This is a genomic window from Cupriavidus sp. C1SS-2L, assembly GCF_057073735.1.
In genome coordinates this window covers 2734676-2758958 of sequence record NZ_CP172708.1, presented here as the reverse complement: position 1 = coordinate 2758958, position 24283 = coordinate 2734676, and the positions used below count along the sequence as shown (strand labels likewise).

Sequence of the window (24283 nt, the reverse complement as noted above, 5' to 3'; positions counted from 1 at the left end):
AAGCAGTCCATCCAATCCCCCATCAAGGTACCCCTATGACCCCCATTCGTACCACAGCAGCTGCGCTGCTCGCCGCGTCGGCGCTGCTCGCTGCCGGGCAGGCTCTCGCCCATCCGCAATTGCTTGCCTCCACGCCTTCAGAGAACGCCGAGATCGCGGCGCCGGCGCGCATCGAACTGCATTTCTCGGAGACCCTGGTAGCGCGTGTCTCGGGGGCGAAGCTCGTCATGACGGGGATGCCTGGCATGGCCGACCATGCGCCGATGAACGTGACGACGCGGGTATCTGCCGGCGACGACCCGAAGACGATGGTGATCACGCCGGCCAACCCGCTTGTGCCGGGCACCTATCGCGTGGACTGGCGCGCGGTATCGGCCGATACGCATCCGATCACCGGCAAGCTCTCCTTTACCGTCAAGTGATCGCATGGAGGCCGACTGGGCAACCATCGCCGTGCGCTTTGCGCTCTATGCGGACATGATGCTGTTGTTCGGTGTACCGCTTGCCGCGAAGTTGTGGTTGCGCGTCGAGGGGCGTCCCGGCTGGCATTGCGGTCGGGTTGCCGCAGGGGCGGCGGGGGCGGGCATTGTGCTGTCGGTCGCCAGTCTGGTGCTCGCTGTGAAAACGATGACCGGTGTGGAGTCATACGGGGCGATCGACAGCGATACTGTCTGGATGATCGCGACCGAGACCGGCTTTGGCGTTGCGTGGCAAGTGAGGGTGTTCGCACTGCTGGCGTGCCTGCTTGCCACCTTGGCCCCGTGCCTTCGGCGGGGCAGGGTCATTCAGTTGCTGGCTGCCGCGATCGCACTGTCCACGCTGGCTTGGGGTGGACATGGCGTCATGGACGAAGGCACTCGGCACACCGTCCATTTGAGCGCCGACATCATCCATCTGCTGGCGGCGGGCGCGTGGGTCGGTGCGCTGGTCACCTTCGTACGGATGTCATCGCCGGACTGCACGGCGACGGACGACGGCGTTGCCGAACTGAGCCGGGCCGCGAACGGCTTTGCGCACATCGGTACCGGCATCGTGGTTGCGCTGGTGCTGACAGGGACTGTCAACTACGTCATGATCGCAGGCCCGACATTGTCCGGCCTGCTGACCACGCGCTACGGCGCGTTGCTGCTGGCCAAGCTCGCGCTGTTCGGTGCCATGCTGGCGCTGGCAGCCGTCAATCGCTACCGCCTGGGCCCGCGGCTCGCGCACGACGTGCGCACCGGCGATAACAGGACCGCCCTGGCTGCATTGCGCCGAAGCCTGCGGTTCGAGTCTGGTTGTGCCATGCTTGTGCTGTTCCTTGTGGCATGGCTCGGCACGCTGTCCCCCTTGCCCTGATCTAGCTGCCGATTTTCTGAACCCGCTATCCATTTCCATCCATGACCACTGAATCTGTTGGTGCCGATTCCCGACGCAGAACCATTCTTGCTGCCCTGGCGCTGTTGCCCGCCGCCGCGTGGGCCGCTTCGCCCCAGTCGGCAACTACCGTTAAAGTCTGGAAGAGTCCGACGTGCGGCTGCTGCAAGGACTGGGTCGCGCATCTGCAGTCGAACGGTTTCGATGTCACGACGTACGAAGTGGACGACCTTACCGCCGCACGCAGTAAGGCGGGCATGCCCGACCGCTACGCCTCATGCCATACGGCGGTGGTCGAAGGCTATGCGCTTGAGGGCCACGTGCCGGCACGCGAGATCCGTCGCCTGTTGCGCGAGCGGCCGACGGCTGTCGGACTGGCCGTGCCCGGCATGCCGTTGGGGTCGCCCGGCATGGACGGGCCCGAGTATGGCGGGCGCAGGACGCCGTACGACGTCCTGCTGGTGATGGGAGACGGAAGGGCCAGGGTGTTTCAGGCGTATCCCTGACCTTCGCAGGTCACCGATTCGGCGGCTTGCGGCCGTTGCAGCACCGGCGGCTCCACGCTGGCCAGGATATCGCATTTCGCGAACTCGAGGCCGCTCTGGTAGCGGACTTCTTCTCCGTTGTAATCGCCGCGCAGGCAACTCAGCAAGACGCGTATCAGGTTTGCTCCTGCGATATGGCTAAAAGGGTAGCCGCCGCCGAACCTCGGGTTCATCTCGAGCAGGTAGAGTCGCCCATCGCGCTCAATGACATCGCAGTCGACGTTGCCGATATGGCGCAGGGCTCGGCTGATCCGGGCCGCCATGTCGCTGAACGGTCCGTTTTCGACGGTAATGGCACGGTCGGTTTCGCCCGCCCGCATCGACAGTTTCAATCGCGCTGCCAGTCCGAGGGGCTGACCCTCCAGATCGTTGAAGATGTCGAGTCCATACTCCTGGCCCACGATCATTTCCTGGACCAGCACGAGCGCATCAGCCTCCCCCATCCGCGTGAATTTGGACTGCTTCCAGATGCGAGCGCAGTAAGCGTGAGCAAACCGGAGTTCGTCGCGGTTTTCGACAAAGAAGATGCCGAAACTGGCACTGCCCCATCGTGGCTTGACCACGAGGGGAAACGAGACCTCGCCCGTGTCGAGTGCCTCCTCGGCGCTTTGGAGTGTTGCGTAGCTGCGTGGGGTGGCTATGCCAATCGACTCCGCGAATTGCGACGTCACGAACTTGTCGGCGCAAAGATGGACGACCTCCGGTGACGAGACAATCGGGACTGTGCCGATTTCGCGCAGGCGCTGGGCATGTCGAGCGATCAGTGGCAGCTCAAGATCGTTCAGCGACAGCAGGGCGGAAATCCGATGATTGCGGCAGACATCGACGAGGAAATCGATGTAGCTCTCCGCATAAATGTCCGGCGCGACGAGAAACGCGTCACACACGTTCGCCGCAGGGGCGCTGCGTTGGTTGTCCACGCCAAACACCATGCCGGCGCCATTCAGCTCGGACTTGAAGTAATCCACCAGATAGCGCCTTCTACCTACGCATGTCAGCAGCACATTCATGATTACCTCAGCGCCATTAAGATCACATGATCCTGTCCCTTTTGGTCAGGCTCAGCTGTACTTCTTTTCGATGCTCTCGTCGAGCGGCTTGCGGCAGTTACTTTTGCTTTGAATGCTGCACATCTTTCTGCGGTTAACTCAGATTGCAAGCATTCTGCACACCCAACAAAGACAGGAGTCATCTAACCAGAACGGCTTGTAAAAAAGTAGTGCGATATGTTGGGTGGTCCACCCAGACAAGGAACCTGTGTTGCCTCTACGTCATTTGCTGAATGGCGGCGATTGTCAGAGCATGGAATGGCTCTGGAGGTCTTCGTTCTGTGCCAGCGCAGCTTCACCCGTTGCCGATTGCGGCGCATGGCTGCCAGTGAAGTCAGGAACGGTGGCATCGCCAGCAGCGTTGATTCCCTGTCGTTGAATGACGGTGCCGATCGTCAGCCAGATGATCTTCAAGTCCAGCCAGAGAGAGCTGTGATCGACGTACCAAGTGTCAAGGCGAAATTTTTCCTCCCAACTCAGTGAATTGCGCCCGTTGATCTGGGCCCAGCCGGAAACTCCGGGTTTGACAAGGTGGCGGCGTGCCTGCTCTGGCGAATAAAACGGCAGGTACTTCGGAGGCAATGGGCGGGGCCCAATCACGCTCATGTCTCCGATCAGCACGCACCAGAACTGCGGCAATTCATCAAGACTGGAGCGGCGCAGGAAACGTCCGAACGGCGTGAGCCTCGCCTCGTCCGGCAAGAGTTCGCCATCGGGGCCGCGATCGTCGGTCATGGTGCGGAATTTCACAACCTTGATTGGCTTGTTTCCGAGCCCCACACGTGTTGGTCGGAACAGCACGGGTTGTCCCAGTTTCCAGCGTACCGCGAATGCCAGGATCAGCAGCGGGATGGCCAGCGTCAGCAGGGCAGTGGCCGAGAAAAATATGTCGAACAGGCGCTTCATGATCGATTCGTCCGGAGCGTAGAGATAGCGGAAATTGCGGTCGTCCGCTGACTGAGCCCGAATTTCGCCACCGTCTATCTAACCAAGATGCGGTATCCCTTGGAAGCGCCCAATGTGGTCACGCGAACATTTCGAAGTGCCGGCCATGCTTCGTTGCGTCGTACCAATTAATTCCAGACGCCGCTTGCCTGTCCCTTGGGGTGGGCCAATCCACCGAAAGCAGAAGAGCCAGTGTGCGGGTCCGTACGGACTGTACGACGCGCCGGTTTCAGACTGCGGCCACCTGGTTGCGTCGTGCCGGGCAAATTTATCGGGAAGAGCAATAATGATCTCGTCCACAGATACTGTCATTGTCGGGGCAGGGCCCTACGGGTTGTCGACTTCGACCTATCTGACAGAGGCTGGGGTGCCCCATCAGATCCTGGGGCATCCCATGCATGCCTGGAAGAACTTCACGCCGCCCGGGATGCTGCTGCGCTCCGAGGCTTTTGCGTCGAACCTCTACGCGCCGTGGGCTGGCTATACGGTCGAAGACTACTGCCGGCACAATCGTATGGAATACAAGCCGGTGGGCCTGCATCTGCCGGTGGAAACGTTCGTGGATTACGGCCAGTGGTTCCAGTCGGAACTGGTCGGGCATATCCGCCCCGTGGAAGTGGCGGACCTGTGCCGCAAGGATGGGTACTTCCGGCTGGGCCTCAGCGATGGAAGCACGCTCGTGGCGCGGCGTGTGGTGCTTTCGCTGGGCCTGAAATCGTTCGGTCAGGCACCTTCCGCGCTGCGTACGGTGCCCAAGCCCTACGTACTGCATTCCGGTGATTTTGGCGATCTGATGTGGTCGAAAGGCAAGGAGATCATTATCGTCGGTGGCGGGCAGTCGGCGATCGGACTGGCTGCGCTGATGAGCGAAGTCGGTGCGCGAGTGAGGTTGCTCGTGCGCGGGGACGCCGTCAACTGGAGCCGGGAGCCGCGGACGTCCAGCGGGTTGGTCTCACGCCTGCTCAGAGCCCGTGTCGGCCTCGGGCGTGGATGGGATTCGAACAGGCCCTGGCTGCTCGCGATGTCCTACCTGTTGTCCGAGTATCCCGCGACATTCCACAAGCTCAGTCTCGCGCAGCGACAGAGGATTCTCGAGACATCGTGGGGTCCGTCCGGGGCATGGTGGCTGCGCAATCGCGTCGAAGGCAAGCTCGAGATCTCGACGCAGACAGAAGTGAGGAGCGCTGAGGTCAGGAACGGCCGGATCGTGATCGAGGTCGATTCCGCAAATCGCACTTCTGCCCTCAGCGCCGATCATGTCGTGCTTGCGACTGGCTTCAAGGTCGACATGGCCAGGCACCCGTTCATGTCATCGGAAATCCTGAGCTCGCTGTCGCTCATCGATGGCTCGCCAAGCCTGACATCGAACTTCGAAACCAGCGTGCGTGACCTGTATGTGCTTGGACCCGCCGCCGCGATGAGCTTTGGTCCTGCGTTGCGCTTTATCTACGGCGCGCGATACGCCGTTCCCCATGTGTCACGGCATATTGCCGCGCGCTTCAAACAGGAAGCCGGAAGATTCGTGACGCCGCCGCAAGCCATCACGCCTGAGCTCGCCAATGGTCGAACAGGCGGCAGCCTGCATGCGAGAAGCGTTCTCCAGGCCGCGGAGCACAATGCGGAGTAGGGGCATTGGACACGCGTATGTGGCTCGCAGGCAGATTCGCTGACCTGCGGGCCCATGGCACGGCGCGCCTGGCTACGTCGATACGGTGGTTCTCCAAAGGGCCAGCGCGCCAATATGCAGGGCGACCGTCGCCCAAAAAACGATCTGGAATTCCTGCTTCCGATTTTTGTGCCGCAGAAGATGCTGGGCGGCAAGGGCGCCCGGCCAGCCGCCGCACAGCGCAAGCAGGTGTAGATGAGCCTCAGGTATGCGCCAGGCGCTACGGCTCGCTCGCGCCTTGTCTGTGGCGTAGGCGAGAAATGCGACGGCGCTGGCTAGCGCGCTGGCAATCGCGGCAGGCCGGGGCAGGTAACCGGCAAGCGCGCCTCCCACCATGATCGCCAGGGCCAACAGCCCCACCAATGCCGGCCGCCAGCTTGCGCTGGACGGTGCCCGAGATTTCGGTGCGCCGGCTATCGCTACATTCAGAGCCTGCATTCGGCCATCCTTGCCCTTAGCCAGTTCGAAGCTCACGCGGTCGCCCGGCTTCGGCGCAACGGCGCGCGTTTGCAGTGCCGAAACATGGAAAAAGACGTCTTTCATGTCCGCGTGGATGTCGATAAAGCCATAGCCCTTATCGGCATGCCATGACTTGACCCGACCTGCTTTCTTCATGGTGGATGGAGTGGGGTTGAGGCAGGGGGCAGTCGTTGTCTGGTCCGCGTGCAGGATTGGCACGCCAGGCTGTCCAGCCGATACAACGACGCAGGAGAAAGAAACTGGCGGAAGCGGTGAGATTCGAACTCACGGATGGGTCACCCCATCGGCAGTTTTCAAGACTGCTGCCTTAAACCACTCGGCCACGCTTCCTTGGAGTGCCGGCATTGTAGCGCGGATTGCGCGACATGCCGCTGGCGCAAGGACCAGTACGGCCGCGCATTATACAAGGCCGTGCGCATCGTTGGGCAAATCTGCTGATCCTGTTGTCGGTGGCTGTCCGACACGGCGGAACCTTACCGCCGTGGCATGGCTCATACCGGTGTGCCGGGAATTGCGCTCGTTCGCATCAAGTGCCGCATTCCCGGCTTCACCTGGCAACAGAGGAGAACCCCAGATGCAAAGCAAGTCGAAGAATCGGATCGCGATCGTGGCGGGGCTGGCCGCGATCGGCCTGGCCGGTTGCGCGGCCCCTTACAACAACGGCTACGACACGGGCTACAACACAGGCTATAACAACACCGGCTACAACGCCCCCCCTCCGCCGCCGGCGAGCAACGGAGGCTACACCACGCAGGCACCGTCAGGTTCCGTCTATTACGGCCGTGTGGAGTCGATTGAGCCGATCACCAACACCCAGAACAGTTCGGGCCTGCTGGGCACCGTAATCGGTGGCGCAGCCGGTGGCCTGCTTGGCCATCAGGTCGGTGGCGGGCGCGGACAGACTGCGGCAACGATCGGCGGTGCCGTGGTCGGCGCGGTGGCCGGCAACCAGATCGAGAAGCGTGCCGGCAGCAATACGCAGACCGCATACCGCGTCAATGTTCGTCTTGATGATGGCCGTGTTGCTACGGTGACGCAGAGCAACCTGGGCAACCTGCAGGTCGGCATGCGCGCCCGCGTGGCGAACGACATGGCGGTGCCGTACTGATCCTGGATCGGGTCCACAAAGCAACGAAGGCCACGGCAATGCCGTGGCCTTCGTGCTTTCGTGCCCCTGTCTTGACGCTTCAGTCCTTCAGGAACATCTCCTGCAAGTCGTTGAGGAAGCGCCGGCCGAGTTCGGTAGGGCGGATCACCGTCGGATCGGCATCGAGCAATCCCTTCTTCTCCGCCGCCGCGAGCTGCCGGCTGATCGCATGCAGCGGCAGGCCGGTCATGTCGTGGAAGCTGGAGGCCGGCACGCCATCAGTGAGGCGCAGTGCGTTAAGCATGAACTCGAACGGCAGTTCGTCCGCGCCGACTTCGCGCGCTTCCTGCACCGCATTGCCGGCCATCGCCTGCGCCATGTAGGTGGCAGGGTGCTTGTGCCGCATCTGGCGCAGGATGCGGTTGGGGAACGACAACTTGCCGTGCGCGCCGGCGCCGATCCCAAGGTAGTCGCCGAAGCGCCAGTAGTTCAGGTTGTGCCGCGCCTCGCGATGCGCGCGTGCATAGGCCGAGGTCTCGTAGTGCCGGTAGCCGGCTTCTGTGGTGCGGGCCTCGATCAGGTCCTGCATCTCGTAGGCGAGGTCATCGTCTGGCAGCGCGGGCGGGAACTTCGCGAACAGCGTGTTTGGCTCGAGCGTCAGGTGGTAGAGCGACAGGTGTGTGGTGCCATACGACAACGCGCTTTCCAGGTCGCTGCGGCACTGTTCCAGCGTCTGGCCGGGCAGCGCGTACATCAGGTCAAGGTTGACGTTGTCGAAGCAGCGTTGCGCGATATCGATGGCCGCTCGTGCCTCGCGTTCGCCATGGATACGGCCGAGAGCCTGCAGGTGGCTGTCGTTGAAACTCTGGATGCCGATGGAAAGCCGGTTCACACCGCTCGCGCGATAGCTCGCGAAACGCTCGGCTTCGAAGGTGCCGGGGTTGGCCTCCATCGTGATCTCGGCATCGGCATCGAGCGGCAGCAATGCCCGGATATCCGACAGCAGCCGGTCCATGCCAGCTGCAGACAGCAGACTCGGTGTGCCGCCGCCGATAAACACGGTATGGACCGGACGGCCCCAGACCAGCGGCAGCGACTGCTCCAGGTCCGCACGTAACGCGTCGAGGTAAGCGTCTTCCGGAATGTCGTGGCTGCCGTCCTTGCCCGGCACGGCATGCGAATTGAAATCGCAGTACGGGCACTTGCGCACGCACCATGGCACATGCACATAGAGCGACAGTGGCGGCGAGCCCGGTAGTGCGATCTGACCGGGCTTGAGCCAGAGCTGCGTGTTGTCGGGCGTGGTGGCCGGCGCGGCGCCGGCCGGTACGATCGGGATCATCGCGCGGCCTTGCCGCGGCCTTCGGCCTGCAGGCGCGCTACCAGCGAACGCAGCGCGAGCGCGCGATGGCTGACAGCGTTCTTTTCTTCGGCCGGCAGCTCTGCTGCGGTCTTGCCGAGGTCCGGCAACATGAAGTGCGGGTCGTAGCCGAAGCCGCCCGCACCGCGCGGCGCATCGACGACTTCGCCATGCCATACGCCTTCGGCGATGATCGGGCACGGATCGGCGGCATGGCGCACGAACACCAGCACGCAGTAGTAGTGCGCGCGGCGGTTCAGCTTGCCGGCGAGCTGCGAGATCAGGTGCAGATTGTTGGCCTGGTCGGACTTGGGCTTGCCGGCCATCTGCGCGTAGCGCGCGGAGTAGACGCCGGGCGCACCGTCCAGTGCCTGCACGCAGATGCCGGAGTCGTCCGCAAGTGCCGGCATGCCTGCCAGCAGGCTCGCGTGCCGGGCCTTGGCCAGTGCGTTCTCGACGAAGGTGGCGAAGGGCTCTTCGGCTTCCGGGACGCCGAGTTCACCCTGCGGCACTACGTCAAAGCCGAGCGGGGCCAGCAGCGCGCCGAATTCGCGCAGCTTGCCGGCATTGTTGGAGGCCAGAACCAGGCGTTGCATGGCGACTTCCGTCCTTCAGGCCAGGCCCAGCGCCTGGCGCTGGTGGCGGACCAGTTGCGCGATGCCGTCTTCGGCCAGGCGCGTCATGGCGTCCAGATCGGCGCGGCTGAAGGGGGCGCCTTCGGCCGTGCCCTGCACCTCGACAAAACCGCCGCTGCCGGTCATGACGACGTTCATGTCGGTATCGCAGTTGCTGTCTTCGGCGTAGTCGAGGTCCAGCAGCGGCACGCCGTCGACCATGCCGACCGAGACGGCGGCGACGAAATCGCGGATGGGGCTGGCGGCGATCAGGCCATCGCGCAGCATGGTCGAGATGGCATCGTGCGCGGCCACGAACGCGCCGGTGATGGCAGCGGTGCGGGTGCCGCCGTCGGCCTGCAGCACGTCGCAATCGAGGTGCAGCGTATATTCGCCCAGCGCGGCAAGGTCGAACACCGAGCGCATGGCGCGGCCGATCAGGCGCTGGATTTCCTGGGTGCGGCCGGTCTGCTTGCCGCGCGCGGCTTCGCGGTCCGAGCGCGTATGCGTGGCGCGGGGCAGCATGCCGTACTCGGCCGTGACCCAGCCTTCGCCGCTGCCTTTCTTGTGTGGCGGCACCTTGGCCAGCACGCTGGCGGTGCACAGAACCTTGGTGTCGCCAAAGGCGCACAGCACGGAGCCCTCGGCGTGGCGGGTGTAGTGACGGGTCAGGCTGATAGAACGCAGCGCATCGGCTGCGCGTCCGCTGGGTCGCATGGGAATGGTTCGCTCGAATCGGGTAGAGACCGCGATTCTAACGCCGGCGGGCCTCACGTGCCCGCCGTCCCGGGGTTTGCGTTCAGCGCATCAGGTTGCTGGTCTTGTCGATGGCCGCACGGATCTCGGCGATCGAGCGCTCGATTTCTTCCTCGGAGAGCAGGTCGTTCTCCGCGCCGGGACGCTCCAGGATGGAGGTCGTGAAAGCGTTCAGCGGCAGCGTGTCGGTCATGACGGATTCGTCACCCGTGACGCTCGCGTCCAGTTCCCACATCATGGCGATGCCGGTGGTGTTGTCGGCGCCTTCGCCAGCCTTTTCGAGGGCGCGCGAAATCAGTTCGGGCACGGCCTGGACGACCGACAGCCGCGTGAGCCTGTCGACGATCTCCGGCTCGTCGAGCGGTCCCCACAAGCCGTCGGAGCCCAGCAGTGCAACATCGCCCGGTTCCAGCCGCAACGGGCCGCCGATGTCGATCAGCGGCAAGTTCGGCGAGCCCAGGCAGTTGTAGAGCTTGTTGCGCTCCGGGTGGTTGGCGACCTCCATCGGCAATACGCGTTCCTGCTGCAGCAGGTTTTCGATCTTCGAGTGATCGCGCGTGCGCGTCAGCAGCCGTCCTTTGCGGACCAGGTAATAGCGGGAATCGCCGGCATGAGCCCAGTGGATGTGGCCTTGCTGCACCAGGCAGCAAACGACCGTCGTCCGGGGCACATCGGAAAGCCGGTGGGCTTCCGCGTAGCGGTGGATCTCGCGGTGCGCGAGCATGATGGTGTCTTGCAGGAAATCCGCCGGATTGCGGATCGTCGGGCGGGCCTGGGTCTGGAACTGCCGCGCCAGGGTCTGCAGCGCCTGCTGCGCGGCGACTTCGCCGAGCGCGTGGCCGCCGAGGCCATCTGCCAGCACCATCAGCAGGGCGTCACGCGTAAAGCAGTAGCCCATGCGGTCCTGGTTGATGCGGCGGCCGCCTTTCCTGCTTTCCTGATAGACGGAGAATCGCATGTTGGCTGTCTGGCTATTCGGATGGGTTTGGGGCGGAAGTACGCTAACGCCGTGAAGTGGGGTGACTCAATCGCCGCTTGTCTTGGCGGGCTGTCGCGGGGGCGGCGCCACCGTATCGTCGCGTCGGCGCAGCAAGGTCAGGAAACGGCTCGACGGGCCGGTACGCTCGGGCCGCTCCAGCGGGGCCGTCGGCGCTGCCTGAGCCGCTTGTTCGCCAAGCGCATTGGTCTGCTCGCGCAGTTCCTTCTGCAAACGGAACACACTCTGCGGCCGTTCCGAAGGAACCAGTCGCAGGCACCATTCGACCAGGTCGACCAGGCCATTGGTATAACTGCTGCGCAGGCGCGCGATAGCATCGCCCATGCGGTCGTCCTTCTCGCGCTGGTTGGCTTCCTGTGGCGGCATGCCCGCCATGCATGCGTAGAGCGTTGCGCCGAGGCTGTAGACGTCCGTCCACGGACCAAGCTCATTATGCTTGCCGTAGAGTTCGGGCGCGGCAAAACCGGGCGTGTACATCGGCTGGAAGCGCTTCGCTTCCATGGTGAGCGTCTGCCGCGCGGCGCCGAAATCGAGCAGGATCGGCGACTCGTCTTCGCGCAGGTAGATGTTGCCGGGCTTGATATCCAGGTGCAGCAGCTTGTGGATATGGACTTCGCGCAGGCCGCTCATCAGGTCATGGAAGACCTTGCGGATGAAATGCTCGCGCAGGACCTTGGCGCGGCCTTGCTGGCGCGCGGCCAGGATATGTTCCTGCAGCGTCTTGCCCATCTCATAGTTCATGACCATGTAGACGGTGGAATTCTCGCGGAAGAAGTTCACGACGCGCACCACGCTCGGGTGCGAGATGCGGGCCAGCGAGCGGCCTTCTTCGAAGAAGTACTTCAGGCCCAGGCGGAACGACGCGGCGTTTTCTTCGGGCACTACCGGGATCAGTTCGCCGGGGCTGCGACGTGCCAGCGACGATGGCAGGTATTCCTTGATGGCGACGGGGGCGCCGGTCTCGTCGGTGGCCAGGTAGACGAAACTGAACCCCCCGCTGGCCAACTTCTTTACAATACGATAGTTGGACAACAGCGTGCCGACGGGCAGCGGTGCACTCTTGGGTTGTGTAGCGCCCTTGGGCTCTGTCATAGGAATCGGACCGGATATGCCTCGGGATTGTCACGGCTAATCGGTCACTTGTAAAGAACACAATAGCGGGCATTGTTGCCCCTTTTCGGCGGATACAAGACGCCTTTGCGGCGGGCCAGCCTACCCCCGGCCCGCGCCATTTCGCGAGAACATTCAATGATCCACAGCATGACAGGTTATGGCCTGGCTACCCGCCAGGCGCCGCTGACAAACGCGCAGGGTGAGCCCAGCGGCAGGACGGCTTCCGTTTCGGTGGAATTCCGGACTGTCAATTCGCGTTTCCTCGACCTGTTGTTCCGTGCCCCTGAAGAGTGCCGTGCGTTCGAGCCAGCGCTGCGCGAGATGCTCATGGCCGAGTTGTCGCGCGGCAAGCTGGAGTGCCGCATCAACCTGCAGCGCACCGACACCGGCGGTGCCACGCTTGCGCTCAATGAAGGCCTGCTCGGCCAGATCCGCGCGCTGGAATCGACGGTCGCGAACACCTTCCCGACGGCTGGCACGCTGCGCATGGGCGAGATCCTGCGCTGGCCGGGCGTGCTGGTCGAGCCGGAGCTGTCGCAGGATTCGCTGCGCGAAGCCGTGACGGGCGCCGCGCGCGAAGCGCTGGACCAGCTGCGCGAGGCGCGCCGCCGCGAAGGCGATGCGCTCAAGGCCACGCTGATGGAACGCATCGACACCATGCTCGGCATCGTCGAACGGCTCACGCCGACCATCCCGCAGCTGATCGCGCACCATCAGGAAAAGCTGACGGAGCGCCTGCAGGAAGCATTCAACCTTGCAGCGCCGACCGGCATGCCGTCGATGAGCCGCGACGAGATCGCCGAGCGCATTCGCCAGGAAGCCACGGTCTATGGCATTCGGATCGACATTGCCGAAGAGCTGTCGCGCCTGCAGGCACACCTGAACGAAACCCGGCATATCCTGAAGAAGGGCGGCCAGGTCGGCAAGCGCCTCGACTTCATGATGCAGGAGCTTAACCGCGAGGCCAACACGCTTGGTTCCAAGGCCGCCGCCAAGGAACTGGCCGATGCCTCGATGGAACTGAAGCTGCTGATCGAGCAGATGCGCGAGCAGGTCCAGAACCTCGAGTAACGCCCCGTTCAACGCATCCGTTTCACCCGGCGCTACGGCGCCTGAAGAACCAAAGAATTCACATGAGCGATACGCCTCACACCGCCATCGATACCGTCTACCCCGGCAACCTGTTCATGGTGGTGGCACCTTCCGGAGCCGGCAAGTCGACGCTGGTCAACGCGCTGCTCGCGCAGGACGCGGCGATCCGCCTGTCGATCTCCCATACCACGCGTGCGCCGCGCCCCGGCGAACAGGATGGGCGCGAGTATCACTTCTGCACAGTGGACTCCTTCCGCGCTGCGCGCGACCGCGGCGAGTTCCTCGAGTGGGCCGAGGTCCACGGCAATTACTATGCGACGTCGCGCGTGTGGATCGAGGAGCAGATGGCGCAGGGCAATGACGTGCTGCTCGAGATCGACTGGCAGGGCGCGCAACAGGTGCACCAGCGGTTCTCGAACGCGGTCGAGATCTTCATCCTGCCGCCGTCGCTGACTGCGCTGGAAGACCGCCTGAAGAAGCGTGGCCAGGACGAGCCCAACGTGATCGTGCGGCGCCTGCTGGCGGCTGGCAGCGAGATGTCGCATGCGTCCGAATCGGACTACGTCATCATCAACGAGGTCTTCGACAACGCGCTCGAGGAACTGCGCAACGTGGTGCGTGCCACGCGCCTGCGCTTTTCGTCGCAAAGAGCGCGCCATACCGAGCTCTTCATCGAGCTTGGCATTCACTGAGCGCCAGTGCGCGCGGGGGCCCTGCCGGGCGATTCGCGCGCGGTGCTGTAAAATAGCAACCCAACAGGTTTTGTCCCAAGGTGGATTTGATATGGCGCGTATTACCGTCGAAGATTGTCTGAAACACATCCCGAACCGCTTTGAGCTCGCCCTGGCAGCCACGTACCGTGCGCGCCAGCTGGTGCAGGGCCACACCCCGAAGGTGGAAGCGAAGGACAAGCCCACTGTGGTTGCCCTGCGCGAAATCGCCTCGGGCCAGGTCGGCATCGAGATGCTCAAGAAGGTCCCGACCTGATTCCCCGGGCGGCCTGTGGTTCGTCCTTGCATCGTGTGCATACGCATCCAGCAACCGGATTCCAGGGGCCGTCCCCATGCCTTCGTCACAGCCATCCTCGTCAACCGACTCCCCCGGCGCGCCAGCGCGCGGCGAGACGGGCAGCGATGCCGGAGCGGCGTCCGCGCGTAAGCGCTCTCATTCCGGCCAGGCATCCGTGAACGCGCGCACCGGCGCTCCCAATCTTCCCGATCCGCTCGGCAACGATGTTGTCGGGGAACGTGCCGTCGTGCCGCCGATTGCGCAGGGCAAGGCACGCATGGCCGCATCGGCCATGCACGACGAGCTGACGGCCGTGGAGGAGGCGCCGGCGGCACTGGCAGCCGATAGCCTGTTTATCGATGCTGTGCTGGCGCAGTCATACCGGCATTTCTTCGGGCCGACGTCACAGCCCGCGGTGCCGCCGCGCCAGCAGGTCATCTCCATCACGCGGCTGATGGAGAAACTGGCCTATCTGAAGGCACCCGACCAGGCCCGCGTGCGCGAGGCCTTCCAGTTTTCCGACGAGGCCCACCTGGGCCAGTACCGACAGAGCGGCGAGCCGTACATCACCCATCCGGTGGCGGTGGCCGAGTTGTGCGCGGACTGGCGGCTCGATGTGCAATCCATCATGGCGGCGCTGCTGCATGACGTGATGGAAGACCAGGGCATCACCAAGAGCGAGCTGGCCGAGAAATTCGGTCCCAAGGTTGCTGAACTGGTCGATGGCCTGACCAAGCTGGACAAGCTCGAATTCCAGAGCCGCGAGCAGGCGCAGGCGGAGAGCTTCCGCAAGATGCTGCTCGCGATGGCGCGCGACGTGCGCGTGATCCTGGTGAAGCTGGCCGACCGTACGCACAACATGCGCACGCTCGACTTCGTGCCGCCGGAGAAACGCCGCCGTATTGCGCTGGAGACCATGGAGATCTATGCGCCGATCGCGCACAGGCTCGGTCTCAATACGATTTACCGCGAGCTGCAGGAACTGTCGTTCAAGGTCGGCTCGCCGTTCCGCTACGCGACGCTCGAGAAGGCCGTGAAGGCCGCGCGCGGCAACCGCCGCGAGGTGGTCAAGCGCATTCTCGAGGCCGCGCAGAAGGCGCTGGCCGATGCGGGCATCGTCGCCGAACTCTCCGGCCGCGAGAAGACGCTCTACAGCATCTACCGCAAGATGCACGACAAGCAGCTGTCGTTCTCGCAAGTGCTCGACGTGTACGGTTTCCGCGTGGTCGTGGAAACGCAGATGCACTGCTACATGGCGATGGGCGCGCTGCACAGCCTGTACAAGCCGATGCCCGGCAAGTTCAAGGACTATATCGCGATTCCGAAGATCAACGGCTACCAGTCGCTGCATACGACGCTGGTGGGTCCGTTCGGCACGCCGGTGGAGTTCCAGATCCGCACGCGCGAGATGCACCAGATCGCCGAGGCCGGCGTGGCCGCGCACTGGATGTACAAGACGCAGGCGGACCATGCCAACGATATCCAGCAGCAGGCGCACCAGTGGCTGCAGTCGCTGCTCGATATCCAGAGCCAGACTGGCGATTCACAGGAATTCCTCGAACACGTCAAGATCGACCTGTTCCCGGACGCGGTCTACGTGTTCACGCCCAAGGGCCATATCCGCGCGCTGCCGCGCGGCGCCACGGCGCTGGATTTTGCCTATGCGGTGCACAGCGACCTGGGCAACCAGTGCGTCGCGGTGAAGATCAACAACGAGCTGCTGCCGCTGCGCACGGAGCTCAAGAGCGGCGACATCGTCGAAGTGGTGACGGCGCCGTACTCGAAGCCGAACCCGTCGTGGCTGTCGTTCGTGCGCACCGGCAAGGCACGCGCGGCGATCCGCCACTACCTGAAGACCACGAAACTCGACGAAGCGATCCAGCTTGGCGAGCGGCTGCTGGAGCAGTCGGCGCGCCAGCTCGGCATCGAACTGAAGGCCGTGCCGCAGACCGTGTGGGATCGCATGATCCAGTGGACCGGCAACAAGCACCGCGAAGACATCTTCGCCGACCTGGCGCTCGGCCGCCGCGTGCCGGCCGTGGTGGCCAAGCGCATGGAGATCCTGCTGCAGGAATTGTCAGGCGATGTCGACAGCGCGCTTCTGGCCGCCGTGCAGACATTCTCGGGCGAAGAAGCGCCGGCCGTGCCGATCACGGGCGACGAGGGCATGTCGATCCTGTTCCCGGCATGCTGCCGCCCGATTCCCGGCGATCCGATTGTCGGCTACCTGGGCAAGGGCGAAGGCCTGCAGATCCACGTGCAGGACTGCAAGGTGGCCAAGCGCCTGCACAGCAAGGATCCGGAGCACTGGATCGACGTCATGTGGGCGAAGAAGACCGCGCGCGCATTCGACGTGTCGATCAAGGTGATGGTGCGTAATGTCAAGGGCATCGTGGCCCGCGTGGCCGCGGATCTGACCTCGGCGGATGCAAACGTCGCGCACGTGTCGATGGAGCAGCAAGACGCCGGCCATCAGGAGGCGACCTACATGCAGTTCATCATCCAGGTACAGAACCGCCTGCACCTGGCTAACGTGATGCGTGCCCTGCGGCGGAACCCGGACGTAATCCGCATCTTCCGCGACCGCAACGACGGCTGAGCGCCGCCGTTGCGTGGTCAGCCCGCCTTGCGCGGCGGATAGCTGACATCCAGGATATCGATCTGTTCAACGCCGGCCGGGGTGCGTAGCGCCACGGTATCGCCTTCACGCGCCTTGATCAGCGCCTTGGCGATTGGCGAGATCCAGCTCACGTGGTTCGTGTCGAGATCCACTTCATCCATGCCGACGATCGTGATGGTCGTTTCTTCGCCGGACTGGTTCGCGTACGTGACGGTCGCGCCGAAGAAAATCTGATCGTTGTCGCCTTGCAGGGATGGGTCGACTACTTCGGCCTTGTCCAGTCTGCGCGTCAGGAAGCGAATGCGGCGGTCGATCTCGCGCAGGCGCTTCTTGCCGTAGAGATAGTCGCCGTTCTCTGAGCGATCGCCGTTGGAGGCGGCCCACGACACGATCTGCACGACATCGGGGCGATCGACATCGATCAGGTGCATCAGCTCATTGCGCAGGCGGTTGTAGCCGTCGGCGGTGATGTAGTTCTTGCTGCCGGCAGGCAGCGGCGCCGCGCCTTCGGGAAGATCGTCTTCGTCGTCACCGGACGACTCTTTGACAAATGCCTTGTTCATGGTCGGGATCACATCTTCGGTCAGCCATTATAGAAAACCGCGCGGGCAGGCCACGATTGCGAGAAAAAACGAAAAAATGTGCCGCAGGGGGTTCACAAAAATCAAAACTCAGATATAATCTCATTTCTCGAGTGCGGCTGTAGCTCAGTTGGATAGAGTACTTGGCTACGAACCAAGGGGTCGTGGGTTCGAATCCTGCCAGCCGCGCCACCTATGCAGAAAGAAAAGGGCTTCCGGAAACGGAAGCCCTTTTTATTTCCGCGTTCCCATCGGTTTCTCTTCATTATCGCGCTCTCGCGGCCTGCTTTGCTCGCCGCGCATCTCGCGCCACATCTTTGGCATCGATGCAGTCCACGCGCTTGTCTTGCGCGTGGAGGGGCTAGTCTTGCGATCTGTCACGTGTGCGCATAGGCTCGAACATCAGGGCGTAGCATCGCGAAAGGAGACCGGCATGGCCCAGACCGAATGGCGTGTGGAGGCGTATCGCGACATGGATGTGTACGTCCTCGTGACGCAGCAGCATGAAAGCGATGATGGTGTGGTCAGTGTGGGGTCATCATCGACGTACTGGGGATATGAGGTTCGCGTGGGCCAGGAGGGCGCGGACCCCGCCGATGCCGGCGACATGGAGCTGCTTGTCAGCGGCACGCAGCACTTCGCGACGCGCCATGCGGCGGAGGTTGCCGCATTCAGTGCGGGCTATGCGCTTGTCGATCGGATCATCGGCTCCGCGAGGTAACGCTTGCTCGCACGTGTTGCTTGTGCGCAATCCATGCGCACCGTCCGGCGCATCTTTGTATTATTCCGATGCTGGCAATGGCTTATATCATGCCGTGATCTACCTTGATCGTCGGCTATTGATGCAGATCATTTTTGTCTTCGGGGTGCACTCCTACTCTGGATGTGGAGGCGGGCGATGTCCGGTCCGCCACGCAGTAAAGGAGTACACGTCATGCCGGAATTTGAAGGCTACAAGATCGTCTATGAAGTGATCGCCTTGCCGAAAGGCAAGTGGTCGATCATGGTGGAGATTATCCGCAGGCTGGACGGCGAGGCACTGGCACCACGGCACAATCCGTTTCCCAATCATCCTTTCGACACGAAGCTTGAAGCGCTTGACCAGGTGAACCAGTACATCGAAACCGTGCTTGCTGAAGCAGAAGCTGAAGGCAAGCAGCGGCGCATCGCATGATGCGTGGATCGGTCGCGAAGGCGCTTACGTATGCCTTGTATGAGAAATTCCCGCGTAGGCAAGAAAGAGCTTGCCAACTGCGTGCGAACCCTGCATAATCTCATTCTTCAGACGCGGGGTGGAGCAGTTGGCAGCTCGTCGGGCTCATAACCCGAAGGTCGCAGGTTCAAGTCCTGCCCCCGCAACCAACACCCTTCAGGGTGTCTGGGTCCTCAGGCCGATCGGCCAAATTTCCCAAAAGCAATTCGCGTAAATCCCGTCCTTGCTTGCATAGCAAGAGCTGATGCCATTCGCCTTGTCGCATGCGCACAGAACGAGCGAATCTGCTTTTCTTCTACTTCAATGGAATCAGCCTTGCCGCCTGTACGAAGGTATCGCGCACGAGCGGCTGGCCTTCCCGATCGGCGGCTTCGGCGCGCTCGCGCAGCCGGCTTGCGAGCACGCTCAGCGTGCCGCTGTCTCCGCCGCTGCGTGACGTGGCTTCACGCATGACTTCATCGAGCTCATTACTGACATCGGCCCCGTCGAACGCGCTGACCGACAGCGCCGAAATACGTTCGAGGTAGAGATTGACCAGCGCTTCGTCATGTTTCGGTTCGGGCATGTCCGCTCCTTGTCTACGACGGGAACACAACAGTCATTGTAGTGAAGGGGCGAGCCCCTTCCAGTCCGCGTGATGCCGAGGCCCGAAGGCCTGCGTTCAGTCGTCCCGTCTGCGCTGCATGTACTCGAGCGGCGTGGGCTGTACGCGCCGGCGCGCCGGACGCAGAGCGCGGCCGGGCCAGAGCACATAGTTCGTATGCGGATCCAGCGGCTTGCCGAAGTACGACACCCAGACCTGAACACCGTGTTCGGTCTCGGAAATCACGGCGGCAACGGCGCGTGCCGCGGCAGAAGGGGATTTGAGCAACTCGGCCAGGGCTTCGACGCCTTGGACGACATGGTGCTTGACACCGGTAAACCATGCGTACTGACGCATGGCGGACAACAAACGCTTGGTCATGGACGCGACTCTTCGTGTGGAAAGCGAATGAGACTGCAGCTCGCTCGCTTTGTTCAGTGCATCTTTTGATGCGCTCGCAAAAGGCGCGGAAATTCCTGATACGCAACACCGCCGCCAACTTAGTGCGGAGTGCGTCATGTCCCGGCCTGGCGGTCTCGGGAACAGCGCGCAGAGTACCATCTGCCGCGCGAAGTGGAGAGAGTGATATCCCTGAGAAGGACGTTCGTTGGCCGTGCGAGTGGCTTTCTCTTCGCGTTGTCCCATCCTCCATGCAATTGACAAGCCGCAGGGCGTGAACTAGTTTCTGTTGCAGATGCTGCACAAATGGCGATGGCCGGCCCCCCGGCATGGAGGCATTGTGGCGACAACGGTAGATACCGGCGATCGGCGTGACAACGGCAAGTCCGTACGCCGCAAGTTGCCGCGCGGCGCGCACGCGGAAATCGGCAATGTGGACCGCGATCCGGTCGAGTTGCTGAAGATCAGCAGCGAAGGCCGGGTGCGGCGACTGGTGCCGCTGCGCTACGGGCGCATGATTGAATCGCCGTTCGCGTTCTACCGCGGCAGCGCCATCGTGCAGGCGCACGATCTGGCGGGTACCCCGAACTCTGGCCTGCACATCCAGATCTGCGGCGACTGCCACCTCGCAAACTTCGGCGGCTTTGCCACGCCCGAGCGGGCCTTGCTGTTCGACCTCAACGATTTCGACGAAACCAGCCGCGGGCCGTGGGAATGGGATCTCAAGCGCCTGGCCGCCAGCTTCGTCGTGGCGGCCAGGCATCTGCGCCACAAGCAGGGGGTTGCCGATGACCTCGTCTACCAGCTCGTGCGCAGCTACCAGGCACGCATGCAGGGCTATGGCGAGATGGGCATCCTCGACACCTGGTACGACCACATCACCTTCGAACGCCTGCTTGGGGAAGAGACGTCGCCCAATATCCAACGCCGCATCCGGCGGGGAATGGAGCGCGCAGCGGATCGCACCAGCGAGGCGCTGCTGCCCAAGCTGGCGGAGCGCGTGGGCGATAAATGGACCATCCTCGATGCGCCGCCGGCCGTCTTCCACGTGCGCGGTGCCCATACGCTGTTCGATGCGGACGATGACTGGATGACCGCCAAGGACATCCAGGCAGCCGCGGAGAAAGTCTACAAGGAGTATCTCGGCACGCTGGCCCCTGACCGCCAGCGCCTGCTCAGTCATTTCACGCTCCATGACCGGGCCTTCAAGGTGGTGGGCGTGGGCAGCGTCGGCACGCGCTGCATGATCCAGCTGATGATCGACAGCCATGGCAAACCGATGTTCCTGCAGATCAAGGAAGCGACGCGCTCCGTCGTCGCGCGCTATTTTAAGGGCCCTGCGGTGTCGCACGATGGCCGCCGCGTCGTGGAAGGCCAGCGCCTGATGCAGGCCGCGAGCGATCTCTTCCTTGGGTGGACCAAAGGCCCCTTCGGCCGCGACTTCTATGTGCGCCAGCTACGCGACATGAAGTTGTCACCGCAGATCGAGCTGATGGATGTCGAGGCGCTCGGCAGATACGGCGCGCTGTGCGGCTGGGTGTTGGCACGCGCGCACGCCAAGGCAGGCGGCCTGGCCGCGGAAATCAGCGGCTATCTCGGCACCAGCGACCGCATGGCCGAAGTGATGGTAGGCTACTCCAACAGCTATGCCGATCAGGTCGAGAAGGATTACGAGCGCTTCGTGGCCGCCTGCCGTTCCGGCCGGCTCGAGGCGCGCACCGATGCCGACATGGCTGCGGATTTCCGCGTGTGACGCGGATGCATAGTGGATCAGAAGTGGATTGCCGGGAGCGCTTGCCGATGACCGAAGACATCCTGATGCAACTGATGGTCGAGGTGGAAAAGGAAGACCCCATCGACTACGCCAACCTGCCGTTCGATGATGCCGCACTGCGCCAGCTCGCGTGCCGGCTGATTGCCGAGCGTTCGAACGAGCTTGAGGCCTCCGGCATGCCCGCCGAAGTGCAGTTGGCGACAATGTGGGCCTCCACCGCGAAGCTGGTGCTGGAAAACCTTGTACTCAACGCAAGACTGCTGACCCTGCAGGGCATGCCCGACGATGCGCGCGCGCTGATCGAGCGCATTTCGCGCCAGTCGCGCGGCTAACACGCCGCCTGCCAGCAAGGTAGCTATGTTGCGCCGCGGTATCACGGTGCGGCGGGCCTGCCATTTCGCTTAAAATACGCGTTTTGGCCACGGCCGGCGGCGTGACTACGCGCGCGGTCCCTGGCTCCTTGGAGAACTTCGGGTGATCAAGTGGATAATCGTCGCCGGGTATCTCGGCGCCATCCTGTATGTGCATTTCCGTGGCAAGGCCCGGCTGCGCATCTGGCGACAGCTGCTCGACCATTCGGCGCTCGTTGCGCCGGTCAACTGCTTCATGTACGCGTTTTCGGGCGTGCCGCGCACGCCGTATATTCCGGTCGAACGCTTCCCCGATCTGGAACGGATCCGTGCCGCCTGGCCGGAGATCCGTGACGAGGGCCTGGCCCTGGCCGCGATGCGCAAGATCAAGGCTGCCGAGAAGAACGACGACGCTGGCTTCAACTCGTTCTTCAAGAACGGTTGGAAGCGCTTCTACCTGAAGTGGTACGAAGCCCAGCATCCGTCGGCCGAAGTGCTGTGCCCCAAGACGGTGTCGCTGCTGCGCGATATCCCCAGCGTGAAGGCCGCGATGTTCGCGGAACTGCCGCCGGGCGGCAAGCTCAACCCGCACCGCGACCCGTTCGCCGGTTCGCTGCGCTATCACCTGGGCCTGGCCACGCCGAACGACGACCGCTGCTTCATCGAAGTCGATGGCGAGCGCCATAGCTGGCGCGACGGGCAGGGCGTGGTGTTCGACGAGACCTACCTGCACTGGGCCGAGAACAAGAGCGATGCCAACCGCCTGATCCTGTTCTGCGATATCGAACGCCCGATGCGTTTTGGCTGGGCCAGCAAGATCAACCACTGGCTGGGCCGCAAGGTCATGACCGCGGCAAGCTCGCCCAATGACGAGAACGACCAGACCGGCATGATCAACAAGCTGTTCCGTTTCGTCTGGCTGGCCGGGCAGTATCGGCGCCGCTACAAGGCGTGGAACCGCAAGCTGTACTACGTGACGAAGTTCGGGCTGATCATCGCGGGCATCGCGCTGATCATCTACCTGTAAGCACCGGCAGACCGGTGCGGATACGAAAAGAGCCGGCATTTGCCGGCTCTTTTGCGATGAGGCTGCCGATCAATCCCCCCGGCGATCCCCCAGGCCTTCGTAGTGGGCGCGCTTGGCCTCGTACATGCGGCTGTCGGCGATCTTGACCGTGTCGCTCAGGCGTTCGCCCTGGTGGCAAGTGGCATGGCCGATCGAGAAACTGAGCGCTGTTCCCGGGTAGAACTGGTTGTTCAGTTCCACAACCTTTTCGATCTGCTCCACCACCGTCGCCGCGCCGCGTTCGTCGCGGCCGGGCAGCAGGACCATGAACTCGTCGCCGCCAATTCTGGCCACGCAGACCTGTTCGCCCACGGCCTTCTTGAGTACCTCGCCGGTGCGCCGCAGCAGGGCGTCGCCATCGCCATGGCCGAACTGGTCGTTGACCGTCTTGAGCCCGTTCAGGTCCACGGCAACCACGCTGACCGGCCACGGGCCCTTGCGGCCCAGGCGGGCCAGTTCATCTTCGTAGAAAGCGCGGTTGTACAGCTTGGTCAGGACGTCGTGCTTGCCCAGGAATTCGACATAGGCCTCCGCCTTCTTGCGGGCCGTGATGTCGGTCAGCGACACCAGCACCTGGTCCCACTCCTGCTCGCATCCGGGGAACACCGACCATTGCATGAAGACGTCGACAGAACGACCGTCCAGCGCGTAGTTGATGACCTCACGCTGCTGCCACAGCTTCTCGTGCCACAGGTCGATGAGTTGCTCGGCAAAGTGGATGCGCATGTCGTCGCGAAACACGTCGCCCAGCCGCGAGAGCAGGATTTCCTTCGATTCGGCGCCGAACATCAGCAGCGTCTGCTGGTTGACGTCGAGCACGCGGATTTCCTGCATGCAGCGCGAGACGAAATCCGGATGCACGTTGAGAAAAGTGCGAAAGTCCGTAATGCCGGCCGCGCGCACTTCGTCGAGCAGCATCTTCACGACGCTGAAGTCCTCCACCCACAGCGACACCGGCGAATGCTCGAATAGCCCCAGCGCGTATTGCTCGCTGCGGCGCAGGTCGCGTTCGGTGCGCACGCGCGCCGTGATGTCCTCGATCGACAGCAGCACACGTTCCCACGTGGCTTCATGCCCGGGCATGACGGTGGCTTCGAGCCGGATGTCGAGGCGCTCGCCTTCGAGCGTGTAGTTCACGGTCTGGCTTGCGAAGCGGTTGCCGCCGTCCCAAAGCTGGCCGAGTTCCTCGACGTGCTGGTCGAACATGTCGTCGCGGAACACGGTGTCGAGATTGGCGACCAGGTCGGCTAGGTCGGCCGCGCGGAACAGGTCGAGCGTACGGCGGTTCACCGCGATCACGCGGATCAGCGACGAGCAGTGCGCGACTTCATCCGGATTGGCCCGCAGGTAGGCCCGCAAGTCCGTCACGCCTTCGGCGCGCAACCGCTCGAAGTGCTGGCGCACGGCGCTGAAGTCTTCCAGCCAGAGCGAGACCGGCGCGAGTTGAAACAGGGTTTGGTAGTCATCGTCGACGCACGACGCGGCGGTTGCACTGCGCAAGGCCATTCTCCCTTCTTCTTGTATTCCCGTTGATCGCTGTGGTGCTGCGGCGGCCCCGTCAGCCGCGCCAGCGGACAAGGATAGGGCAGCGCAAACGAAAAAGGGAGCGGTGTTGCAAAAAGGGGAGGG

The 24283-nt window shown here is 63.1% G+C and carries 26 protein-coding genes and 3 tRNA genes; 16 read left to right on the top strand and 13 right to left on the bottom strand.

The genetic code is table 11. The features are described 5' to 3' along the window. The first annotated feature begins 35 nt into the window (after positions 1-35). Genes copC through ACIGJG_RS12785 form a run of 3 tightly spaced genes read left to right on the top strand, consistent with a single transcriptional unit; the run spans position 36 to position 1862 of the window. Positions 36-422 (top strand): copper homeostasis periplasmic binding protein CopC, encoded by a 387-nt coding sequence (copC, locus tag ACIGJG_RS12795; protein WP_011298636.1) that lies wholly within the window; start codon positions 36-38, stop codon positions 420-422. A 4-nt stretch (positions 423-426) separates the two neighbouring features. Continuing rightward, positions 427-1338, top strand: coding sequence for a copper homeostasis membrane protein CopD (gene copD / locus ACIGJG_RS12790; protein WP_220630932.1), 912 nt, complete (start codon positions 427-429; stop codon positions 1336-1338). Positions 1339-1379: 41 nt separating this feature from the next. Beyond that, the gene (locus tag ACIGJG_RS12785; RefSeq protein WP_011298634.1) at positions 1380-1862 is read left to right on the top strand and encodes a DUF411 domain-containing protein; all 483 of its coding nucleotides are present in this window, start codon (positions 1380-1382) and stop codon (positions 1860-1862) included. Here ACIGJG_RS12785 and ACIGJG_RS12780 read toward each other — a convergent pair. Both ACIGJG_RS12780 and ACIGJG_RS12775 read right to left on the bottom strand, forming a co-directional pair. Next, positions 1847-2911, bottom strand: a complete 1065-nt coding sequence (locus ACIGJG_RS12780; RefSeq protein ID WP_011298633.1) for an ATP-grasp domain-containing protein — start codon at positions 2909-2911, stop codon at positions 1847-1849. The two genes, ACIGJG_RS12785 and ACIGJG_RS12780, sit on opposite strands and share 16 nt — an antisense overlap. Before the next feature lie 285 nt (positions 2912-3196). Next, positions 3197-3856, bottom strand: a complete 660-nt coding sequence (locus tag ACIGJG_RS12775; protein ID WP_011298632.1) for a sugar transferase — start codon at positions 3854-3856, stop codon at positions 3197-3199. Between the two features lie 325 nt (positions 3857-4181). Between ACIGJG_RS12775 and ACIGJG_RS12770 the strand changes: the two genes are divergently transcribed. Further along, positions 4182-5522, top strand: a complete 1341-nt coding sequence (locus ACIGJG_RS12770; protein WP_011298631.1) for an NAD(P)-binding domain-containing protein — start codon at positions 4182-4184, stop codon at positions 5520-5522. 72 nt (positions 5523-5594) lie between these two features. On the opposite strand, the gene ACIGJG_RS12765 is transcribed toward ACIGJG_RS12770, so the two are convergent. Next, complete coding sequence (locus ACIGJG_RS12765; RefSeq protein ID WP_140952352.1) at positions 5595-6176, bottom strand: DUF1294 domain-containing protein; 582 nt, start codon at positions 6174-6176, stop codon at positions 5595-5597. Between the two features lie 105 nt (positions 6177-6281). Further along, positions 6282-6371: transfer RNA gene (locus tag ACIGJG_RS12760), tRNA-Ser, on the bottom strand. 244 nt (positions 6372-6615) lie between these two features. On the opposite strand from ACIGJG_RS12760, the gene ACIGJG_RS12755 reads away from it, so the two are divergent. Beyond that, positions 6616-7149, top strand: a complete 534-nt coding sequence (locus ACIGJG_RS12755; RefSeq protein WP_140949872.1) for an outer membrane lipoprotein — start codon at positions 6616-6618, stop codon at positions 7147-7149. A 79-nt stretch (positions 7150-7228) separates the two neighbouring features. Here the strand turns inward: ACIGJG_RS12755 and hemW are convergent, their stop codons facing one another. The 5 genes from hemW to ACIGJG_RS12730 form a co-directional block, all read right to left on the bottom strand. Further along, on the bottom strand, positions 7229-8470 hold the full coding sequence (gene hemW / locus ACIGJG_RS12750; protein ID WP_483672418.1) for a radical SAM family heme chaperone HemW: 1242 nt from the start codon (positions 8468-8470) through the stop codon (positions 7229-7231). Further along, positions 8467-9084 carry an RdgB/HAM1 family non-canonical purine NTP pyrophosphatase gene (gene rdgB, locus ACIGJG_RS12745; protein WP_140949870.1) on the bottom strand — a complete coding sequence of 206 codons (618 nt, stop codon included), beginning with the start codon at positions 9082-9084 and terminating at the stop codon, positions 8467-8469. The genes hemW and rdgB overlap by 4 nt, the downstream gene beginning before the upstream one ends. A gap of 15 nt (positions 9085-9099) precedes the next feature. Then, the gene (rph, locus tag ACIGJG_RS12740; RefSeq protein WP_140949868.1) at positions 9100-9819 is read right to left on the bottom strand and encodes a ribonuclease PH; all 720 of its coding nucleotides are present in this window, start codon (positions 9817-9819) and stop codon (positions 9100-9102) included. Positions 9820-9901: 82 nt separating this feature from the next. Further along, on the bottom strand, positions 9902-10816 hold the full coding sequence (locus ACIGJG_RS12735; RefSeq protein WP_011298626.1) for a PP2C family protein-serine/threonine phosphatase: 915 nt from the start codon (positions 10814-10816) through the stop codon (positions 9902-9904). 66 nt (positions 10817-10882) lie between these two features. Further along, positions 10883-11947: a serine/threonine protein kinase gene (locus tag ACIGJG_RS12730; RefSeq protein WP_011298625.1), complete on the bottom strand. Its 1065-nt coding sequence runs from the start codon at positions 11945-11947 to the stop codon at positions 10883-10885. A gap of 156 nt (positions 11948-12103) precedes the next feature. Here ACIGJG_RS12730 and ACIGJG_RS12725 point away from each other — a divergent pair, with 156 nt between their 5' ends. From ACIGJG_RS12725 to ACIGJG_RS12710, 4 genes are all read left to right on the top strand, one after another. Further along, positions 12104-13039 carry a YicC/YloC family endoribonuclease gene (locus ACIGJG_RS12725; RefSeq protein ID WP_011298624.1) on the top strand — a complete coding sequence of 312 codons (936 nt, stop codon included), beginning with the start codon at positions 12104-12106 and terminating at the stop codon, positions 13037-13039. Positions 13040-13101: 62 nt separating this feature from the next. After that, on the top strand, positions 13102-13752 hold the full coding sequence (gmk, locus tag ACIGJG_RS12720; RefSeq protein ID WP_483672417.1) for a guanylate kinase: 651 nt from the start codon (positions 13102-13104) through the stop codon (positions 13750-13752). A gap of 91 nt (positions 13753-13843) precedes the next feature. Beyond that, on the top strand, positions 13844-14047 hold the full coding sequence (rpoZ, locus tag ACIGJG_RS12715; RefSeq protein ID WP_006578656.1) for a DNA-directed RNA polymerase subunit omega: 204 nt from the start codon (positions 13844-13846) through the stop codon (positions 14045-14047). Between the two features lie 196 nt (positions 14048-14243). Continuing rightward, on the top strand, positions 14244-16667 hold the full coding sequence (locus ACIGJG_RS12710; protein WP_011298622.1) for a RelA/SpoT family protein: 2424 nt from the start codon (positions 14244-14246) through the stop codon (positions 16665-16667). A gap of 17 nt (positions 16668-16684) precedes the next feature. Here the strand turns inward: ACIGJG_RS12710 and greB are convergent, their stop codons facing one another. Further along, the gene (greB, locus tag ACIGJG_RS12705) at positions 16685-17251 is read right to left on the bottom strand and encodes a transcription elongation factor GreB (RefSeq protein WP_011298621.1); all 567 of its coding nucleotides are present in this window, start codon (positions 17249-17251) and stop codon (positions 16685-16687) included. 133 nt (positions 17252-17384) lie between these two features. On the opposite strand from greB, the gene ACIGJG_RS12700 reads away from it, so the two are divergent. From ACIGJG_RS12700 to ACIGJG_RS12685, 4 genes are all read left to right on the top strand, one after another. Continuing rightward, positions 17385-17461: transfer RNA gene (locus tag ACIGJG_RS12700), tRNA-Arg, on the top strand. A 241-nt stretch (positions 17462-17702) separates the two neighbouring features. Beyond that, a complete protein-coding gene (locus ACIGJG_RS12695; RefSeq protein WP_011298620.1) occupies positions 17703-17990 on the top strand; it encodes a hypothetical protein in 288 nt (95 codons plus the stop codon). A gap of 213 nt (positions 17991-18203) precedes the next feature. Continuing rightward, positions 18204-18443 (top strand): hypothetical protein, encoded by a 240-nt coding sequence (locus ACIGJG_RS12690; protein ID WP_011298619.1) that lies wholly within the window; start codon positions 18204-18206, stop codon positions 18441-18443. A 112-nt stretch (positions 18444-18555) separates the two neighbouring features. Continuing rightward, positions 18556-18631, top strand: a tRNA-Met gene (locus tag ACIGJG_RS12685). A 146-nt stretch (positions 18632-18777) separates the two neighbouring features. Here ACIGJG_RS12685 and ACIGJG_RS12680 read toward each other — a convergent pair. After that, entirely contained in the window at positions 18778-19047 is a 270-nt protein-coding gene (locus tag ACIGJG_RS12680; RefSeq protein ID WP_011298618.1) for a hypothetical protein, read from the bottom strand. Between the two features lie 96 nt (positions 19048-19143). Continuing rightward, positions 19144-19446: a hypothetical protein gene (locus tag ACIGJG_RS12675; RefSeq protein WP_140949862.1), complete on the bottom strand. Its 303-nt coding sequence runs from the start codon at positions 19444-19446 to the stop codon at positions 19144-19146. Between the two features lie 358 nt (positions 19447-19804). On the opposite strand from ACIGJG_RS12675, the gene ACIGJG_RS12670 reads away from it, so the two are divergent. From ACIGJG_RS12670 to lpxO, 3 genes are all read left to right on the top strand, one after another. Beyond that, positions 19805-21217: a DUF2252 domain-containing protein gene (locus ACIGJG_RS12670; RefSeq protein WP_011298616.1), complete on the top strand. Its 1413-nt coding sequence runs from the start codon at positions 19805-19807 to the stop codon at positions 21215-21217. A 47-nt stretch (positions 21218-21264) separates the two neighbouring features. Continuing rightward, the gene (locus ACIGJG_RS12665; RefSeq protein WP_011298615.1) at positions 21265-21570 is read left to right on the top strand and encodes a hypothetical protein; all 306 of its coding nucleotides are present in this window, start codon (positions 21265-21267) and stop codon (positions 21568-21570) included. Between the two features lie 142 nt (positions 21571-21712). Next, on the top strand, positions 21713-22615 hold the full coding sequence (gene lpxO, locus ACIGJG_RS12660) for a lipid A hydroxylase LpxO (protein WP_011298614.1): 903 nt from the start codon (positions 21713-21715) through the stop codon (positions 22613-22615). A gap of 69 nt (positions 22616-22684) precedes the next feature. Here lpxO and ACIGJG_RS12655 read toward each other — a convergent pair whose 3' ends face one another. Continuing rightward, positions 22685-24160 (bottom strand): sensor domain-containing diguanylate cyclase, encoded by a 1476-nt coding sequence (locus tag ACIGJG_RS12655; protein ID WP_041679678.1) that lies wholly within the window; start codon positions 24158-24160, stop codon positions 22685-22687. Positions 24161-24283 lie beyond the last annotated feature (123 nt).

Coding starts and splice junctions, on each gene's coding strand:
- ACIGJG_RS12755 (WP_140949872.1), top strand. CDS start 6,616: ATGCAAAGCAAGTCGAAGAATCGGATCGCGATCGTGGCGGGGCTGGCC.
- greB (WP_011298621.1), bottom strand. CDS start 17,251: ATGAACAAGGCATTTGTCAAAGAGTCGTCCGGTGACGACGAAGACGAT.
- ACIGJG_RS12680 (WP_011298618.1), bottom strand. CDS start 19,047: ATGCCCGAACCGAAACATGACGAAGCGCTGGTCAATCTCTACCTCGAA.
- ACIGJG_RS12785 (WP_011298634.1), top strand. CDS start 1,380: ATGACCACTGAATCTGTTGGTGCCGATTCCCGACGCAGAACCATTCTT.
- ACIGJG_RS12780 (WP_011298633.1), bottom strand. CDS start 2,911: ATGAATGTGCTGCTGACATGCGTAGGTAGAAGGCGCTATCTGGTGGAT.
- copC (WP_011298636.1), top strand. CDS start 36: ATGACCCCCATTCGTACCACAGCAGCTGCGCTGCTCGCCGCGTCGGCG.
- ACIGJG_RS12665 (WP_011298615.1), top strand. CDS start 21,265: ATGACCGAAGACATCCTGATGCAACTGATGGTCGAGGTGGAAAAGGAA.
- ACIGJG_RS12675 (WP_140949862.1), bottom strand. CDS start 19,446: ATGACCAAGCGTTTGTTGTCCGCCATGCGTCAGTACGCATGGTTTACC.
- ACIGJG_RS12775 (WP_011298632.1), bottom strand. CDS start 3,856: ATGAAGCGCCTGTTCGACATATTTTTCTCGGCCACTGCCCTGCTGACG.
- copD (WP_220630932.1), top strand. CDS start 427: ATGGAGGCCGACTGGGCAACCATCGCCGTGCGCTTTGCGCTCTATGCG.
- ACIGJG_RS12695 (WP_011298620.1), top strand. CDS start 17,703: ATGGCCCAGACCGAATGGCGTGTGGAGGCGTATCGCGACATGGATGTG.
- ACIGJG_RS12770 (WP_011298631.1), top strand. CDS start 4,182: ATGATCTCGTCCACAGATACTGTCATTGTCGGGGCAGGGCCCTACGGG.
- hemW (WP_483672418.1), bottom strand. CDS start 8,470: ATGATCCCGATCGTACCGGCCGGCGCCGCGCCGGCCACCACGCCCGAC.
- ACIGJG_RS12735 (WP_011298626.1), bottom strand. CDS start 10,816: ATGCGATTCTCCGTCTATCAGGAAAGCAGGAAAGGCGGCCGCCGCATC.
- rpoZ (WP_006578656.1), top strand. CDS start 13,844: ATGGCGCGTATTACCGTCGAAGATTGTCTGAAACACATCCCGAACCGC.
- gmk (WP_483672417.1), top strand. CDS start 13,102: ATGAGCGATACGCCTCACACCGCCATCGATACCGTCTACCCCGGCAAC.
- rph (WP_140949868.1), bottom strand. CDS start 9,819: ATGCGACCCAGCGGACGCGCAGCCGATGCGCTGCGTTCTATCAGCCTG.
- ACIGJG_RS12765 (WP_140952352.1), bottom strand. CDS start 6,176: ATGAAGAAAGCAGGTCGGGTCAAGTCATGGCATGCCGATAAGGGCTAT.
- ACIGJG_RS12725 (WP_011298624.1), top strand. CDS start 12,104: ATGATCCACAGCATGACAGGTTATGGCCTGGCTACCCGCCAGGCGCCG.
- rdgB (WP_140949870.1), bottom strand. CDS start 9,084: ATGCAACGCCTGGTTCTGGCCTCCAACAATGCCGGCAAGCTGCGCGAA.
- ACIGJG_RS12730 (WP_011298625.1), bottom strand. CDS start 11,947: ATGACAGAGCCCAAGGGCGCTACACAACCCAAGAGTGCACCGCTGCCC.
- ACIGJG_RS12690 (WP_011298619.1), top strand. CDS start 18,204: ATGCCGGAATTTGAAGGCTACAAGATCGTCTATGAAGTGATCGCCTTG.
- ACIGJG_RS12655 (WP_041679678.1), bottom strand. CDS start 24,160: ATGGCCTTGCGCAGTGCAACCGCCGCGTCGTGCGTCGACGATGACTAC.